The organism is Hymenobacter sp. UYCo722, assembly GCF_040547115.1.
Taxonomy (GTDB): domain Bacteria; phylum Bacteroidota; class Bacteroidia; order Cytophagales; family Hymenobacteraceae; genus Hymenobacter.
Genome location: NZ_JBEPPC010000005.1, coordinates 156,742 through 173,203, shown reverse-complemented (window position 1 = coordinate 173,203; position 16,462 = coordinate 156,742). Strand labels below are relative to the sequence as shown.

Annotated in this window: 10 protein-coding genes; 8 read left to right on the top strand and 2 right to left on the bottom strand. The window is 64.8% G+C overall.

Annotation, left to right across the window (positions count from 1 at the left end; genetic code table 11):
- Positions 1 to 50: 50 nt before the first annotated feature.
- The 5 genes from ABIB44_RS13785 (at position 51) to ABIB44_RS13765 (ending at position 9,598) form a co-directional block, all read left to right on the top strand.
- Positions 51 to 1,673, top strand: a complete 1,623-nt coding sequence (locus ABIB44_RS13785; RefSeq protein ID WP_354585227.1) for a serine hydrolase — start codon at positions 51 to 53, stop codon at positions 1,671 to 1,673.
- A gap of 91 nt (positions 1,674 to 1,764) precedes the next feature.
- Positions 1,765 to 4,026, top strand: coding sequence for a M3 family metallopeptidase (locus ABIB44_RS13780; protein WP_354585226.1), 2,262 nt, complete (start codon positions 1,765 to 1,767; stop codon positions 4,024 to 4,026).
- Positions 4,027 to 4,105: 79 nt separating this feature from the next.
- Positions 4,106 to 5,215: a DUF8696 domain-containing protein gene (locus tag ABIB44_RS13775; RefSeq protein ID WP_354585225.1), complete on the top strand. Its 1,110-nt coding sequence runs from the start codon at positions 4,106 to 4,108 to the stop codon at positions 5,213 to 5,215.
- Between the two features lie 159 nt (positions 5,216 to 5,374).
- Positions 5,375 to 7,192: a DUF885 domain-containing protein gene (locus ABIB44_RS13770; RefSeq protein WP_354585224.1), complete on the top strand. Its 1,818-nt coding sequence runs from the start codon at positions 5,375 to 5,377 to the stop codon at positions 7,190 to 7,192.
- Positions 7,193 to 7,258: 66 nt separating this feature from the next.
- Entirely contained in the window at positions 7,259 to 9,598 is a 2,340-nt protein-coding gene (locus ABIB44_RS13765; protein ID WP_354585223.1) for a S9 family peptidase, read from the top strand.
- 145 nt (positions 9,599 to 9,743) lie between these two features.
- Here the strand turns inward: ABIB44_RS13765 and ABIB44_RS13760 are convergent, their stop codons facing one another.
- Both ABIB44_RS13760 and ABIB44_RS13755 read right to left on the bottom strand, forming a co-directional pair.
- Complete coding sequence (locus ABIB44_RS13760; protein ID WP_354585222.1) at positions 9,744 to 10,484, bottom strand: LytR/AlgR family response regulator transcription factor; 741 nt, start codon at positions 10,482 to 10,484, stop codon at positions 9,744 to 9,746.
- Positions 10,481 to 11,515 (bottom strand): sensor histidine kinase, encoded by a 1,035-nt coding sequence (locus ABIB44_RS13755; RefSeq protein ID WP_354585221.1) that lies wholly within the window; start codon positions 11,513 to 11,515, stop codon positions 10,481 to 10,483. Before ABIB44_RS13755 ends, ABIB44_RS13760 begins: the two co-directional genes overlap by 4 nt.
- A gap of 257 nt (positions 11,516 to 11,772) precedes the next feature.
- Here ABIB44_RS13755 and ABIB44_RS13750 point away from each other — a divergent pair, with 257 nt between their 5' ends.
- From ABIB44_RS13750 to ABIB44_RS13740, 3 genes are all read left to right on the top strand, one after another.
- On the top strand, positions 11,773 to 13,191 hold the full coding sequence (locus ABIB44_RS13750) for an alpha/beta hydrolase family protein (protein WP_354585220.1): 1,419 nt from the start codon (positions 11,773 to 11,775) through the stop codon (positions 13,189 to 13,191).
- 151 nt (positions 13,192 to 13,342) lie between these two features.
- Positions 13,343 to 14,740: a POT-type proton-dependent oligopeptide transporter gene (locus ABIB44_RS13745; protein WP_354585219.1), complete on the top strand. Its 1,398-nt coding sequence runs from the start codon at positions 13,343 to 13,345 to the stop codon at positions 14,738 to 14,740.
- Positions 14,741 to 14,884: 144 nt separating this feature from the next.
- Positions 14,885 to 16,381, top strand: a complete 1,497-nt coding sequence (locus tag ABIB44_RS13740) for a M28 family peptidase (protein WP_354585218.1) — start codon at positions 14,885 to 14,887, stop codon at positions 16,379 to 16,381.
- Positions 16,382 to 16,462 lie beyond the last annotated feature (81 nt).

Below are 16,462 nucleotides of genomic sequence, written 5' to 3'. Positions count from 1 at the left end.
TTAGCCTATCTTGTCGGCCTAAACCTATTTTCACCTACTTTTTTCTGCAAATGATTCAATTATTTACGGCTGCCAGCCGCCGCCCGGCGGCCCTGCTGGCGAGTGTGTGCCTGGCCCTTACGCTACTTCCCGGCCCGGGCCGCGCCCAAACCGCCCCGCCCGTTACCGCGCCGCTCGATGTGGCCGCCGTCGATGCCGTGGTGGCCCGCACGCTTAAGGCGCTAAACGTGCCCGGCATTGCCGTGGCCGTGGTGAAGGATGGGCAGGTGGTGCTGGCCAAAGGCTACGGCGTGAGCTCGCTGGCGACCAAAGCGCCGATGGATGCCAACACCCTGTTCGGTATCGCTTCCAACACCAAGGCCTTCACCGCCGCCGCCCTGGGCTTGCTGGTCGACGAAGGCAAGATGCGCTGGGACGACAAGGTGACGGACTACATCCCCGAGTTCCGGATGTTCGACCCCTACGTGACGGCTGAATTCACGGTGCGCGACCTGCTGACGCACCGCAGCGGCCTGGGACTGGGCGCGGGCGACCTGATGTTTTTCCCGGATTCCAGCGACTTCACTATTAAGGATGTGGTGCATAACCTGCGCTATTTCAAGCCGGTGTCGTCGTTCCGCAGCAAGTTCGACTACGACAACAACCTGTATCTGGTGGCAGGCGAGGTGGTGAAGCGCATTTCCGGCCAGTCCTGGGCCGAGTTTGTGGAGGCCCGCCTGCTGAAGCCCTTGGGCATGAACCGCAGCGCGGCCGGTTTTGCCCGGCTGCCCAGCCCCACGAACGTGAGCGAGGGCTACGCGCAGGTAGACGGCCGGACGCAGGTGGTGGCCCGCTACGTGAACCCCATGGTGGGGCCGGCCGGGGGCATCTACTCCAGCGTGACCGACCTGAGCCAGTGGGCGCTGATGTTGCTCGGCGGGCCCGGAGCCCCGGCCGCGCTGCTGAAACCCGCCACGCAATACCGCCTTTGGATGCCCCAGACGATTCTGCCGGTGGGGCCGGCCCCTACTCCCTACAACACCCACTTCGCAGCCTACGGCCTGGGCTGGTTTCTGCGCGATGCCCGCGGCTACAAAGAGGTGTCGCACACGGGCGGCCTGCCGGGCCAGGTAACGCAGGTAACCCTGCTGCCCGAGCTGCACCTGGGCATCATCGTGCTCACCAACCAGGAAACGAGTGCCATCACGGCCATCACCAATCACATCGAGGACCATTACCTGGGCCTGACCGGCCTCGACCGCGTGCAGGAAATAGTGGACCGTATGAAATCCAGTGCCGACGGGGCCGATAAAGCCACCGCCGCCGCCTATAAGCAAGTGGCCCTGGCCCAGAAAGCTGCGCCCAAAAAGCCCGATTACAGCGCCTTCGCGGGCCGCTACCACGATGCCTGGCTGGGCGATGTGAACCTCTATTTACAAAACAACCAGCTGTGGATGAAAGCAGTGCGGGCACCCCGCCTGCTGGGCCAGGTGCTGCCCTACCGCGGCAATACCTACGTGGTGCGCTGGAAAGACCGCAGCTTCAACGCCGATGCCTATGCCAGCTTTGCCCTCGATGAGATGGGCCACGCCTCGGGCCTGAAGATGAAGCCGATTTCGCCCGCCACCGATTTCAGCTACGACTTTCAGGATTTGGATTTGCAGCGGGTGCCGGATGCGGCGGCGGTGAAGTAGGGGCGGGGCAAGCCCTACCGGGTACGACCCCGCCCCTACCGGGCCAGTAATTACCTTCACGCCGTCGTATTTCCCACTAGCTCCCGACTTTATGCCATTGCCCTTTACGATTTCCAACCGGCTGGCCGGCTTCACGGCCACGCTCGGCCTGGCCGTCGCCCTAATTCCGGCTCCCGTTATGGCCCAGACCCCTGTTCCCGCCGCCTCGGCCACCGCCCGCGCCGATATGCCGCTGCTCGCGCCCTGGGGCGGCCCGCACGGCGGCGTGCCCGCGTTCGACAAGGTTCGGGTAGCTGATTTCAAGCCCGCGCTGGAAGCGGCGATGGCCGAAAACCTGGCCGAAATCAATGCAATCGCCACTGACCCGGCAGCTCCGACGTTTGAGAACACCATTGCCGCGATGGAACGCAGCGGCGGGGCTCTCGACCGCGTGCAGGCCGTGTATGGCGTCTGGAAATCGACGCTGAATGACAAGGCCTTCGGGGCGGTAGAGACGGAAATGGCTCCGAGAATGGCCGCCTTCAACGACCAGATAACGCAGAACACGGCCCTGTTCAAGCGCATTGAGGCAGTGTATAATTCGCCGGCCACCAAAAAGCTGACGCCCGAACAGCAGCGGCTGGTGGAGGTGAACTACAAGCAATTTGTGCGCGCCGGGGCCCGGCTCGATGTCGCGGCCAAAGCGCGGTTATCGGCCATCAATCAGCAGCTGGCGGGGCTGTTTACCAAGTTTTCGCAAAACGTGCTGGCCGATGAGGCCGACTCGGTGCTGGTGCTGAAAACCACCCGGGACCTGGGTGGCCTGCCCGCCTCGCTGGTGGATGCGGCCAAAACCACGGCCTCGATTCGCAACGTGAGCGGAGTGGGCGTGATTACCAACACCCGTTCCAGCATCGACCCGTTTCTGACCTATTCCGACCAGCGCAAGCTGCGGGAGAAAGCCTGGCGCATGTTCACGAACCGCGGCGACAACGGCGGCGCGCACGACAACAACGCCCTGATTACCCAGATTCTGCAGCTGCGGGCCGAGCGGGCCAAGCTGCTGGGCTACGCCACCCACGCCCACCTGCGCCTCGACAACACCATGGCCAAAACCCCCGAAGCCGCCATGCAGCTGATGGAGCAGGTGTGGAAGCCGGCCGTGGCGCGCGTGCACGAAGAAGTGGCCGACATGCTGGCCCTGGCCAAAAAGGAAGGCGCGCCCGCCAACTTCAAAATTGAGCCCTGGGACTACCGCTACTACGCCGAAAAAGTACGCAAAGCCCGCTACGACCTCGACCAGAACGAGGTGAAGCAGTACCTGCAGCTCGATAAGATGCGCGAGGGCATGTTCTGGGTGGCCGGCGAGCTGTTCAACTTCGCCTTCGTGCCCGTGACCGACGTGCCCGTGTACCACCCCGACGTGCAGGTGTGGCAGGTGAACGACAAAACCACCGGCCAGCAAATCGGCCTCTGGTACTTCGACCCCTACGCCCGGGCCGGCAAAAACTCGGGGGCCTGGATGAACGCCTACCGCAACCAGGAGCGTATGGATGGCAAGGCCGTCACCACCATCGTATCGAACAACTCCAACTTCGTGAAGGGCAAGCCCGGCGAGCCGGTGCTCATTTCCTGGACCGACGCCACCACGCTCTTCCACGAGTTTGGCCACGCCCTGCACGGGCTGTCGAGCAACGTGACCTACCCCACCGTTTCGGGCACCAGCGTGGTGCGCGACTACGTAGAGTTCCCCTCGCAGCTGCTCGAAAACTGGCTGCCCACGCCCGAAGTGCTCAACCGCTTCGCCCTGCACTACCAGACCGGCAAACCCATTCCGCAGGCGCTGGTCGACCGCATCAACAAGGCCAGCTCCTTTAACGAAGGCTTCGCAACAGTGGAGTTTCTGGCCAGTGCCCTCGTCGACATGAAGCTGCACCTGGCCGGCGCGCAGAAAATCGACCCCGACAAGTTTGAGCGCGAAACCCTGGCCCAGCTGGGCATGCCCCACGAGCTGGTGATGCGCCACCGCACGCCGCAGTTCTCGCACGTTTTCTCGTCCGACGGCTACTCGGCGGGCTACTACTCCTACCTGTGGTCGGTGGTGCTGGCGGCCGATGCCTACAGTGCTTTCACGGAAGCGGGCGGGCCTTACGACAAGGCCGTGGCCGCGCGCCTGCGCCAGAACGTCTTCACGGTGGGCAACACCGTGGACCCCGCCGCTGGCTACCGCGCCTTCCGCGGCCGCGACCCGAAAATTGATGCGCTGATGAAGCAACGGGGCTTTCCAATGAGCGGTGGCCAACCCAGTAGCCCGGCCCCAGCCAAAAAGCCCGCCGTCAAGGGCAAAGCGGCAGGCGTGGTAAAGCGCAAGTAGCATCAGCTTCAGGTCGCCCGGCTCGGGGGCCTACCTTCGCTGCTTTCGTACCAGAAATTCTTTTGATTGCTGCCCTTCGATGCGTTCTTCGACCGTTGCCCCTGGCCTGGTGCTCCCGCGCCTCATTGCCTTCACGTTCGCTCTTGGCAGGGCCGGATGGGGGTATGCCGGGGCCGTGCTACTGGTGGTAGGCACGGCCCTGGGCGGGCGGGCGCAAAGCTTGGATGTGGCGGGTGGCACCCTGAGCCCGGCTGCTTCAACGGTACGGGCCGGCAAAAATTCGGGCAGCCTTTTGCTGAAGGGATATGCTGGCACCATCCTCATGTACCAGGCCGATACCGGTGCCGGTTTCGAGTACGCGGGCGGCCCCGGCCAGTCATATACCTTTCGTGACCTGCGCACGACCACCCGCTTTCGGGCCATTGTGCAAACGGCTATTGATGCGGTCGTTACTTCCAGCGTGGCCGTTGTGACAGTACTAGAGGCAGAAGTAGAGGAGGCACCGGTGGCCGTGCCTGATTCGGCGACTGAGCGTGCCAATCGGGTGGCGCTTGACAAACGGCGGGCCGGTTATGCATCGGCGCTGACCCTGAAATTTTCACCCCTGGCCACCCAGGACCCCATCACCAGTGCGCTGCTGCTGGGGGCGGAGTACCGCATTTCGGCGCGCTACGGCGTGGAGGGCAGCTACGGGCAGCAGTTCACGGGCCTGCGCATCAGCACCCTGGGGTTGCTGGACGGCCGCTATGACTTTGCGTACCGCAAGTTTAAGCTGGAAGTGCGCCGCTACCTGGCTCCGCCCCCCAAACACAAGAACCAGGAAACCTACCTGGCCGTGCAGGTTTTCTATACGCCGCAACGCTACACACGCTACGGCTATACGTACTTCCACGATTTAGAATACTATACCTACGACCGTAATTTTGTCACCAAGGATGTTTTTGGCTTGGGCCTGAAGGCAGGCTCCGTATGGCACCCGGGAGAGCAGTGGCAGGTAGAAGCGGGCCTCGGGCTCGGCGGGCGCTTCATAATTACCCGGTACGATTTGCTAAATGAGCGGCGGTTAGTAAATTTTAACAACAAGAAAACAGGCCCTTTCAATCAAATTGAGGAGCCGGGCTCCAGAGGCGGTATCGACGTGGAGATGGTGTTTAAAGTGGGCTACGTTTTTCCGTTTCATCGGTTTTAGCGCCAGTCACTGCCCTTAAGGGCCGAACTGCGGCGCTGGCCGAAGGCATTGCTTCCGCTGCTTCGGCCAGCGGATGGCAGCCAGGCACGACGTTCTTTCAATAGCATGGCCATTTCAGGCGTACTTGTGCGTTCAATCTCCCGCCCGCTCTTCACATTCATGAAAAAAGACCTGTTACTCCAGACCCTGACCGCGGCGGCCCTACTGGCCGCACCCGCGCCCTTACCGGCCTTGGCGCAAACAGGCAAACCCGCCGCAAAAACGACCGCCGCCCCCGCCGCCGCGGCTTCTTTGACGAAGCTGCTGGCGGCTTACTGGGACGAGCAGGCCCGGCTGTTTCCGCTCGGGGCGACGGCGCAGGGCGACAACCGCTACAACGACCAGCTGCCTAACAGCCAGACCCAGGCTTTCCGCCAACAGTCGCGGGCATTTTATCAGAAATACCAAACGCAGCTGCGTAAAACCAACCGCCTGGCCCTGAACACCAACGACCAGACCAGCTACGATATACTGGACTACGACCTGGGGATGACCCTGGCCGGGCTGGAGCAAAACAGCTGGATGATGCCGTTTTCGCAGAACGGCGGCTTGCCCAGCGCCCTGGGCCAGCTGGGAGCCGGCACCGGCAGCCAGCCTTTCAAAACTGAGCAGGACTACACGAACTGGCTGCACCGGGTCGCCGCCTTCCCGGTGTGGGCCGATTCGGCCATCGCCAACTTTCGGCGCGGCATGCAGGCCGGCGTGGTGCTCCCCAAAAGCCTGGTGGTGAAGATGATTCCGCAGCTGGAATCCTTCGTGACGGATGATGCGACCAAGAGTTTGTTTTACGGGCCGGTGGCGAAATTTCCGGCCGGGGTGCCCGCGAGTTCGCAGCAGCGCCTGACTGCGGACTACCGCCAGGCCATCACGACGCAGCTGGTGCCTACTTACCGCAAGCTGGCTGAGTTTCTCAAAACGGAGTATTTGCCCCAGGCCCGCGCCAGCAGCGGCATTGGGGCGGTGCCGGGTGGCGCAGACATGTACGCCTACGCCGTGCGCAACTACACCACCACCGCCCTCACCCCCGCGCAAATTCATCAGACGGGCCTGGCGGAAGTGGCGCGCATTCGCACCGAGATGGAGCAGCTCAAGCAGCAGGTGGGCTTCAAGGGCGACCTGCTGGCTTTCTTCGAGCACCTGCGTACCGACCCGCAATTCAAGCCCTTCAAAACGCCCGAGGAAGTGCTGGCGGTGTATCGCGGGGTGCTGGCCCGCATTGCGCCCAACCTGCCCAAGCTGTTTGGGCACACGCCCAAAACGGGGTTTGAAGTCCGCCGCATCGAGGCCTTTCGCGAAGCCTCGGCCTCGGCCCAATACAGCCGGGGCGCGCCGGACGGCTCGCGGCCGGGCATTTTCTACGTGCCCATTCCCGATGCCACGCAGTACAACATGACGCGGGGCATGGACGCGCTGTTTTTGCACGAGGCCATTCCGGGCCACCACTACCAGATTGCCTTGCAGCAGGAAAATACCGCCCTGCCGGCCTTCCGCCGCTTCGGGGGCTACAGCGCCTACACCGAGGGCTGGGGCCTCTACGCCGAGAGCCTGGGCACCGAGCTGGGCGTGTACACCGACCCCTATCAGCGCATCGGGGCCTTGAACACCGAAATTCACCGGGCCCTGCGCCTGGTCGTGGACACCGGCCTGCACACCGGCCAGCTCACCCGCGAGCAGGCCGTGAGGTACCTGATGGACAACGAGCCCATCGACGAGCAGCGCGCCACCGCCGAGGTGGAGCGCTACATGGCCAGCCCCGGCCAGGCCCTCAGCTACAAAGTGGGCCAGTTGAAAATCAGTGGGCTGCGGGCAAAGTATGAGAAGCAGCTGGGGCGCAAATTCGACCTGCGTGCCTTTCACGATGAGCTGCTGGCCGGCGGGGCCATGCCCCTGGCCGTGCTCGAACGCAAGATGGACGCCTGGGCCGCCCGGCAGCGGTAGGCCCGGCCAAACCGCATTATCTTTCGCATCCCAATCATTCTGAATTCCCGCTTTTTACGCTCCTTTATGCCTAACTATATGCTGGCCCTGTTCGCGGCCGCGACCCTTTTGGTTTCCACTGCCGCGCTGGCTCAGCAGCGGCCGGCCGTGACGGCCGACGACTACGCCCGCGCCGAGCGGATGATGGGCTACAACACTCAGGCGCTGGTAGACCACGCCCCCGGCCAACCCCACTGGCTGCGGAACGACCGGTTCTGGTACCGGGTGATGACGGCCCAGGGCAGCGAGTTCATCCTCGTGGACCCGGCCCGCAAAACCCGCACCGCCGCCTTCGACCAAGCCAAACTGGCCGCCGCACTGTCCTCGGCCAGCGGCAAAACCTACGAAGCGACCCGGCTGCCATTCCGCAGCATCGAGTTTTCGCCCGATGAAAAGGCCATTGCCTTCGCGGCGGCTGGCAAAAGCTGGAAGTACGACCTGGCCAGCGGACAGGTGAGCCCCGATGCCGCCCCCGCCCCCAAGCCCAGCGCCAACGCGGAGAATGAGATTGAGTCGCCCGACGGCAAGCTGGCCGCCTACATCAAGGACTATAACCTGTGGGTGCGCGACACGAAGACCAACCAAACCACCCAGCTGACCACCGACGGGGCCAAGGACTACGGCTACGCCACCGACAACGCCGGCTGGACCCACAGCGACAAGCCGGTGCTGAGCTGGTCGCCCGACTCGCGCAAAATTGCCACCTTCCGGCAGGACCAGCGCACCGTGGGCGACATGTATCTCGTGACCACCAACGTGGGCGCGCCAACCCTCAAAAGCTGGAAATACCCGCTGCCCGGCGACAAGGATATTGCCACTATCGAACGGGTTATCATTGAGGTGAACTCCGCGAAAGTAGTGCGCTTCCAGATGGCCCCCGACCCGCACCGGGGCTCGCTCTCGGATGATATTTCGAGCAGCGGCACCTTCGACGACGTGAACTGGAGCGCCGATGGCAGCCAGCTGGCGTTCGTGTCGACGTCGCGCGACCACAAGGAGGAGAAAATGCGGGTGGCCGACGCGGCTACCGGTGCGGTGCGCGACGTATTTTCCGAAACCGTGGCCACGCAGTACGAGTCGGGCCAGGGCGCGATTAACTGGCGCTACCTGCCCAAAAGCAAGGAAGTAATCTGGTATTCGGAGCGCGACAACTGGGGCCAGCTCTACCTATACGACGCCACCAACGGCAAGGTAAAGAAGCAGATTACCAAGGGTGATTTCGTGGTGACGCAGCTGCTGCGCGTGGATGAGCCGAAGCGCCAGCTCTACTTCCTGGCCGACGGCCGCGAGCCGGGCAACCCCTACTTCACGCACCTCTACCGCATCGGGCTCGATGGCAAAAACCTCACGCTGCTCACGCCCGAAGCCGGCAACCACCAGGCCATGCTGTCGCCCTCGGGCCGCTACGTTATCGACACCTACTCGCAGCCCGACAAGCCCGGTGCCACGGTGCTGCGCGGAGCCGATGGCAAGCTGATTACGACGCTGGAGAAAACCGACATCTCGCGCCTCACCGCCACCGGCTGGAAGGCTCCCACGTCCATCACGGTAAAAGCCCAGGATGGCAAGGACGACCTGTACGGCCTGATGTTCACGCCCTCGAACCTGGACCCGAGCAAGAAGTACCCGATTATCAACTACATCTACCCCGGGCCGCAGGGCGGCGGCGTGGGCAGCTGGTCGTTCGTATCGGCGCGGGGCGACAACCAGGCGCTGGCCGAGTTGGGCTTCGTGGTAGTCGTGATTGAAGGCAGCTGCAACCCGCTGCGCTCCAAGAGCTACCACGACAATTGCTACGGCAACATGGCCGAAAACACGCTCTCGGACCAGGTAACCGGCATGCGCCAGCTGGCCCAGAAATACCCCTACATCGACTTGGAGCGGGCCGGCATCTGGGGGCACTCGGGGGGTGGCTACGCCACGGCGGCGGCCATGTTCCGCTACCCCGATTTCTTCAAAGTCGGCATTTCGGAATCGGGCAACCACGAAAACCGCAACTACGAAGACGACTGGGCCGAGCGCTACCTCGGCCTGATGAAGACCAACGCCGACGGCACTACCAGCTACGACAACCAGGCCAACGCCGCCTTCGCCAAAAACCTGAAAGGCAAGCTGATGCTGGCCCACGGCCTGATGGACGACAACGTGCCGCCCGCCAACACCCTGCTCGTCGTTGAAGCCCTCACCAAAGCCAACAAAAGCTACGACCTGGTGGTATTTCCCAACGCCGCCCACGGCTACGGGGCCTACTCGCCCTACATGACGCGCCGCCGCTGGGACTACTTCGTGCAGAACCTGGCCGGGGCCGACGCCCCGCACGACTACCAGATGCAGCCCAAGCCCGACCCGCGCAACGTGGCTATGTAGGCGGAAGAAGGCTTCCAACAGAAACGTCATGCTGAGCGCAGTCGAAGCATCTCTACTGCTTAACTAATCCCAATCGAAAGGAATAGTATTGCGGTAGAGATGCTTCGACTGCGCTCAGCATGACGTTCTTGTTTTGTTCTGTTCCCTACCCCGTCGGCACCGTCCAGCGCCGCAGGAACTCCTGCCGGAAAGCTGCCCCGAGCGGCAGCGCCTGCCCGGCCACGGTGAGCACGTTGCCCTCCAGCCGTTCCACCAGGCGCAACGGGACGGCGTAGGACTTGTGCACCTGCATAAAATCGGGGGCCGGCAGCTGGCTGAGCAGGTGCCGGAAGGTATCGGTGATGACGAGGCGGCCGGTGGCAGTTTGCACCTTCACGTAGTTGCCATAGGCTTCGAGCCAGCGGATATCGGCCGGCAGCACGCGGTGCGTGGTGGTGCCATCGCGCAGCAGCAGCGCGGCCGGCGCGGGCGCAATGGTTGCAGCAGCAGGCATAGCTGGCGCGGCAGCAGCTACGGGCGCGGCCGTGGGCAGCTTGGCCACGGCCTTGAGGAAGCGCGGCAGGCTCACGGGCTTGAGCAGGTAATCGACCACGCCGTACTCGTAGCTTTCGAGCGCAAACTCGCTGTAGGCGGTGGTGAGGATGGTGTGCGGCAGCCGGGGCAGGGCGCGCAGCAGCTCCAGCCCGGTCATTTCGGGCATATTGATGTCCAGCAACAGCACGTCGACCGGTTGCTGATGCAGGAAACTCAGGGCTTCGAGGGCGGTGTAGCAGTGGCCGGCCAGCTCGAGGTGAGCCACGCGGGCAATGTGGGCCCTCAGCACGTCGTGGGCCAGTGGCTCATCATCCACAATCAAAACCCGCAATGGGGCGCTGGGCTGGCTCATAAGTCGAGGGTGAGGTCGGTTTGGAATTCGGTTTCGGTGGGAGCGACGCGCAATTGGTGGTGGCCGGGGTAGAGCAGAGCCAGGCGCTGGCGGGTGTTGGGCAGGCCGGTGCCAGTGCCGCCCTCGGCCTGGGTGGGCGGCGGCAGCGCGTTCCGGATGCGGAGGCTGAGCCGCGGGCCGTCGAGCACCAGGCGCAGGTGCACGAAGCTGCCGCTGGCCCGCCGCGTGCCGTAGGTGAAGGCATTTTCGACCAGCGCCAGCAGCAGTAGCGGCGCGATGGTGCGGCCGGCGGCTTCGGCGTCGGTGGGCAGCTCAATTTGCACGGGGCAGCGCGGGCCGAGGCGCATTTCCTGCAACTGGGCGTAGCTGCGCAGGTAATCCAGCTCTTCGGTGAGGGGCACCTGGGCGCGGCGGGTGCTTTCGAGCTGGTAGCGCATCAGTTCGGCCAGGGCCAGCAGCAGGTCGGGGGTGCGCGGGCTCTGGGCCAAGCTCAGGGCGTAGAGGCTGTTGAGGGTATTGAAGAGAAAGTGCGGGTTCACCTGGGCTTCGAGCAGGCGCAGCTGCTGCTCCTGGGCCAGCAGCTGCGTGCGCTGGGCCTGCCCCCGCCCCACCACCGCCCGCCACATAAACAGGAAGGGCAGCGCCAGCAACAGCTGCCCAAAAATATTGCCCCCGGGCATAAACCACGGCGCTTTCGAGGCCAAAGCCTCCTGCGGCAGCAGCAGCCAGCCCAGCCCGCGCGCCAGCGTGTGCAGCACCAACACCCAGCCCAGCAGCGCGCCGAAATAAGCAAAGTAGCGGCCCTGGTCGAACAGCCGGGGCACCAGCACCAGGTGGTTGCCATACACGCCCAGTATCCAGGGGAGCAGCGCCACGACCAGCGTAGCTACCATATGCCAGCCGTAGAACGGGCTTTTCTGCGCGTGGTAGGCCGCCACGTACAGCACGATGATGGGCAGCCAGGCCAGCCCGTCGCGCAGGAGGCGCTTCGGCCAGAAGCGGGCAGGTACGGGAGGCGTGGAGGGAATCATCTCAGGTTTGAACTTAGGCTGCATCCGACCTCAAATCGGGAGGATACTAACCGCCACGAAGGTAGGCCCTCGCCTCGTCGGCCCGCAAAACAACCGGACGAACGTGGTTCGTCAGCTCCCGGCGGACGATAGTCCGGCTGGTTTGGGCGTTGGTCACATAAATGCCAGGCAGGAGCCGCCGCAGCCGAGTTTTGCCAGCAGAAATCGCCACCCGGCCTTCCCGCTTCACATTCCCAACCCACTTTCCAACTCGCTTTATGAAACGCACCTTCCGCTGCACCGCTGCTTCCCTCCTGCTGGCCACGGCCGCCAGTGCCCAAACGCCCGCCGCCACCGGCCACTGGCAGGCCAGCATCCAGGCAAACCCCACCACCGAGCTCACCGCCTACTTCGACCTGGAAGGCACCGCCCCCGCCCTCACCGGCGCAATGAGCGTGCCCCAGCAAACGCCAAAACCCTTCCCGCTCAGCAGCATCATCGTGCGCCACGACAGCCTGCTGCTGGCCGTTGAGGCCCTGCACGGCAGCTTTGCCGGCCGGTTTTCGGCCGATGGGCAGCAGGTGGCCGGCGCGTGGGTGCAGAACGGCAAGACGTTTCCGCTGACGCTGCGCCGCCGCAGCACCCAGGACAAAGCGGCCGCCCCACGCCGCCCCCAATCGCCCCACGCCCCCTTCCCCTACCGCAGCCAGGACCTGACTTTCCCGAATAAAAAGGCGGGCTTCGACCTGGCCGGCACCCTCACGCTGCCCACCGGCGCGGGGCCGTTTCCGGCCGTGGTGCTCGTGACGGGCTCGGGCGCGCAGGACCGCGACGAAACGCTGCTCGGCCACCAGCCCTTTCTGGTGCTGGCCGACTACCTCACCCGCCGGGGCTTCGCCGTGCTGCGCTACGACGACCGCGGCGTGGGCCAGTCGAAAGGCGTGTTCAAAGATGCCCTCACCACCGACTTCACCACCGATGCCCAGGCTGCGCTGGCCTACCTGCGCACCCGCCCCGACATTCGCCCCCACCAGGTGGCGCTCATGGGCCACAGCGAAGGTGGCAGCATAGTGTGGCAGGCGGCGGCCCAGCCCGGCGGCCCCGACCTGGCCGTGGCGCTGGCCGGCCCGGGCCTGCCTGGCGACGCCATATTGCTGCGTCAGCAAAAAGACCTGGCCAAAGCCAACGGGGCCGATTCGGCCAGCATCGGGGCCCAGTACCGCTTGTACCGGGCCCTCTTTGCCGAGCTGCACCGCGTGCCCGCTACCCTGCCCACCGAGGAGCTCATGGCCCGGCTCACGCCCATTGCGCAGCAGCAAATGCCCGGCACCAGCGCCGGGCAAATTCGGCCCATTGTCGCGCAGCTGGCCAGCCCCTGGATGCGCGCCTTCCTGCTCACCGACCCCGCCCCCTATTTTGCAAAGTTGAAATGCCCCGTGCTGGCCATTAATGGCACCCACGACCTGCAGGTGGCGGCCGACGAGAACCTGCCCGCCATTGCCCGCGCCCTGCATGCCGCCCACAACCGCGACGTAACTACCCGCGCCCTACCCCAGCTCAACCACCTGTTTCAGACCGACCCCGCCGCCAAAGCCGACTACGGCAACATCGAGGAAACCTTCGCCCCTGCCGCCCTCCAGGTCATCGGCGATTGGCTGAGCGCCCGCACCGGCCCAAAAGCCGTGGCCGGCCGGTAGCCAGCCAGTAGCCGGCGACCAATCAGAACGTCATGCCGAGCGGAGCCGAGGCATCTCGCGTGCAGCAGTAATCCAACCAATTGGGTTTACTATTGCAGTAGAGATGCTTCGGCTACGCTCGGCATGACGTTCCTTTTTTCGGCTTTTCCTCATGATGCCTTCTGCTTCTTCTGCCGCTGCTGCCACCACCCTCGCCCCGGCCGAAACGGCCCGCTTCCCCCGCGCCCTGCCTTTCATCATCGGCAGCGAGGTGGCCGAGCGGTTCAGCTACTATGGCATGATGACGATACTGCCCACGTTTCTGGTGGCGCAGTTCTTCAACCCCACGCACAGCGCGTTGCTCACGGCCGGGGCCGAAGCCCGGGCCAACGCGCTGGTGCACTCGTTTTCAGCCCTGGGCTACGCGCTGCCGGTGGTGGGCGCGCTGCTGGCCGACTGGGTGCTGGGCAAGTACCGGGTTATCCTCTACTTGTCGATTCTGTACTGCGGCGGGCACGTGCTGCTGTCGGCTTTTAATGATGATTTGAGCGGGTTCCGGCTGGGGCTGCTGGTCGTGGCGGTGGGCATGGGTGGCATCAAGTCGAGCGTGACGGCCAACCTCGGCGACCAGTTCACGCCGGCCAACGCCGGGTTGCTGCCCAAGGCCTACGGCTGGTTTCAGATGAGCATCGATGTGGGCGCGGCGCTGGCCACCATTCTCACGCCGCTGCTTTACCAGCACTACGGGCCGGCCGTGGCGTTCGGGGTGCCGGGCCTACTGATGGCCACGGCGGCCTGCACGTTCTGGGCCGGCCGGCGGCGCTACGTGCGCGTGCCGCCCACCGGCCTGCGCGCCGGCCTGCGCCAAACCTTCGGCCCCGGCGAGAGCCGCGCCGCCCTGCGCCGGGTGGGCGTGGTGTTCGCCTTCGTGCCCGTGCTCTGGATGCTGAACGAGCAAAGCTCCTCCGAATGGGTGCTCCAGGCCACCCACCTGAACCGCGAGCTATGGCCGGGCTTCCGGCCGCTGGCCGAGCAGCTGCAGCTCTCGGGCATCGTGTTCGGCATTGGGCTGAACCCCTTGCTCACCTACGGGCTGTATCCGGCGCTGGCCCGGCGCGGGGTGCGCGTCACGCCGCTGCGGCGCATGGGCGCGGGCATGGTCATCGCCACGCTGGGCGTGCTCATCGTGGGCGCGGTGCAAACGCGCGTCGATGCAGGCGCGCACCCCTCGGCCTGGTGGCAGATTCTGGCCTACTGCGTGCTGGTGGGCGGCGTTATTATGGTAGCCATCACGGGCCTCGAATACGCCTATACCCACGCCACCCGTCACCTCAAAAGCCTCACCACGTCGCTGTGGGTGCTCACCATCGCGGCGGCCAACTTCGGGCTGAGCCTCGTGAACGGCAGCATCGCGCGCGGCGGCTGGCTGGCCGGGCTGCACGGGGCCAACTTCTACTGGTTTTCGGCCGGGCTGATGGCCGTGAACGTGACGCTGTTTGCGCTGGTAGCTTCGCGGCTGCCCGAAAAAACCTACGTGGGGGCCGCTCCGTTGGAGGAGCAGGCTAATTAAGTGGCGATGGTACAGATGCCTATTTGCGGGTCGGCGTCCGCGCCAGCTGCTTCATTTGCCCCGTCCGCCCCAACGAGATTCCATTGCTTTACACCGAGACGCCGATTGGCTTCTCCACATGCTTCCCAACTTCATTCGCTCCTTATGCCTCAATCGTTTCGCTCCCTGCCGGCCCTGTTGCTGGCGGGCCTAGCGCTAGCCGCTCCGCTCGCCGCTTCCGCCCAGAAAAAACCGGCCCCCAAACCCGCCAACGCCGAAAGCGCCATCCGTGAAGCCGACATCAAGCGCGACCTGTTTGCGCTGGCCGGCGACCACTACCGGGGCCGCGAGGGCGGCACCCTCGACGAGCTGAAAGCCTCAGTCTGGCTCGCCGACCAGATTCGGGCCACCGGCATGCTGCCCGCCGGCGACGACGGCACCTACTTCCAATGGTTCAACCTGCAGCGCACCCGCCTGAACAAAAGCAGCACGCTGCGCATTGGCACCCACGAAATTAAGCTGAACGAGGACGGTGCCGTGACGGCTCCCACCAACGCCAGCATCAATGCGCCGCTGGTGTTCGTGGGCACCGGCTCGGCCGCCGAGCTGGCGAAAGTCGACATCAAGGGCAAGGCAGTGGCCGTGCAGCTGGCCGGCGCGCCCACCGACGGCATCAGCTACCGGCGCTACATTTTCGGCAAGTTCAGCGGGCTGGCCGGCGAGCTCACCAAGGCCGGCGCGGTGGCCGTGGTCTTCGTGTCGGATACCCCCTCGCAGGCCCTCTACGACCACTGGAGCCACGTTTTTGAGCGGGGCCGCTACAGCCTGCCCGGCGCGGCCAGCACCAAAGTAATGAGCACGCCGCCCGTGATATGGCTGCCCGCCAGCGCCGCCAGCTGGGTGCAGCAGGCCGGCCAGCAGTTCACCACCGAGCTAAAGGTGGAGAGCTTCCAGTACCCGTCCGTCAACATCGTGGCCAAAATGCCCGGCACCGACGCGCAGCTGAAAAAGGAGTACGTCCTCTTCAGCACCCACCAGGACCACGACGGCGTGCGCGCCCCCATCGCCGGCGACTCCATCTACAACGGGGCCGACGACAACGCTACCGGCTGCGCAGCGCTGCTGGCCATCATGCGCGCCTTCAAGCAGCAGCCCGGCCGGCGCTCGGCCCTGTTCGTGTACCAGGGTGCCGAAGAGCGCGGCCTCATCGGCTCCACTTACTTTTCGGCCCACCCCACGGTGCCGCAAGCCAGCATCGTGGCCGTGCTGAACGCCGAGATGATGGGCCGCAACGTGGCCGACAGCGCCGCCTTGCTGGGCTCGACCCCGCCCCACATGAATTCTTCCGACCTCGTGAAAACCGCGCTGGCCGCCAATCAGGCCGGCCCCAAGTTCAAGCTCGATGTTGAGTGGGACAAGCCGACCCATCCCGAAGGCTGGTACTTCCGTTCCGACCACTTGCCGTACGCCCGCCTGGGCATCCCGGCCATCATGTACACCTCGCTGCTGCACGTCGACTACCACACGCCCCGCGATGAGCCCAGCCGCATCGACTACGCCAAGCTGCTGCGCATGACGCAGTGGATGTACCTCACCGGCTGGGCCGTGGCCAACCGCACCGCGCCGCCCGCGCGGGAGCCCGGCTTCAAGCTGGAGCGCTAGCGGCGTTGCGCATCCCGTCAGCGGCCTCGTGCTTGGCTCCACTCTGAGCCGGGCACGGGGCCGTTTTGCTTTCCGGGGTGC

Excerpts from the sequence above, each read along its gene's own strand:
- ABIB44_RS13785 (WP_354585227.1), top strand. The coding sequence starts at position 51 with ATGATTCAATTATTTACGGCTGCCAGCCGCCGCCCGGCGGCCCTGCTG.
- ABIB44_RS13780 (WP_354585226.1), top strand. The coding sequence starts at position 1,765 with ATGCCATTGCCCTTTACGATTTCCAACCGGCTGGCCGGCTTCACGGCC.
- ABIB44_RS13775 (WP_354585225.1), top strand. The coding sequence starts at position 4,106 with ATGCGTTCTTCGACCGTTGCCCCTGGCCTGGTGCTCCCGCGCCTCATT.
- ABIB44_RS13770 (WP_354585224.1), top strand. The coding sequence starts at position 5,375 with ATGAAAAAAGACCTGTTACTCCAGACCCTGACCGCGGCGGCCCTACTG.
- ABIB44_RS13765 (WP_354585223.1), top strand. The coding sequence starts at position 7,259 with ATGCCTAACTATATGCTGGCCCTGTTCGCGGCCGCGACCCTTTTGGTT.
- ABIB44_RS13760 (WP_354585222.1), bottom strand. The coding sequence starts at position 10,484 with ATGAGCCAGCCCAGCGCCCCATTGCGGGTTTTGATTGTGGATGATGAG.
- ABIB44_RS13755 (WP_354585221.1), bottom strand. The coding sequence starts at position 11,515 with ATGATTCCCTCCACGCCTCCCGTACCTGCCCGCTTCTGGCCGAAGCGC.
- ABIB44_RS13750 (WP_354585220.1), top strand. The coding sequence starts at position 11,773 with ATGAAACGCACCTTCCGCTGCACCGCTGCTTCCCTCCTGCTGGCCACG.
- ABIB44_RS13745 (WP_354585219.1), top strand. The coding sequence starts at position 13,343 with ATGATGCCTTCTGCTTCTTCTGCCGCTGCTGCCACCACCCTCGCCCCG.
- ABIB44_RS13740 (WP_354585218.1), top strand. The coding sequence starts at position 14,885 with ATGCCTCAATCGTTTCGCTCCCTGCCGGCCCTGTTGCTGGCGGGCCTA.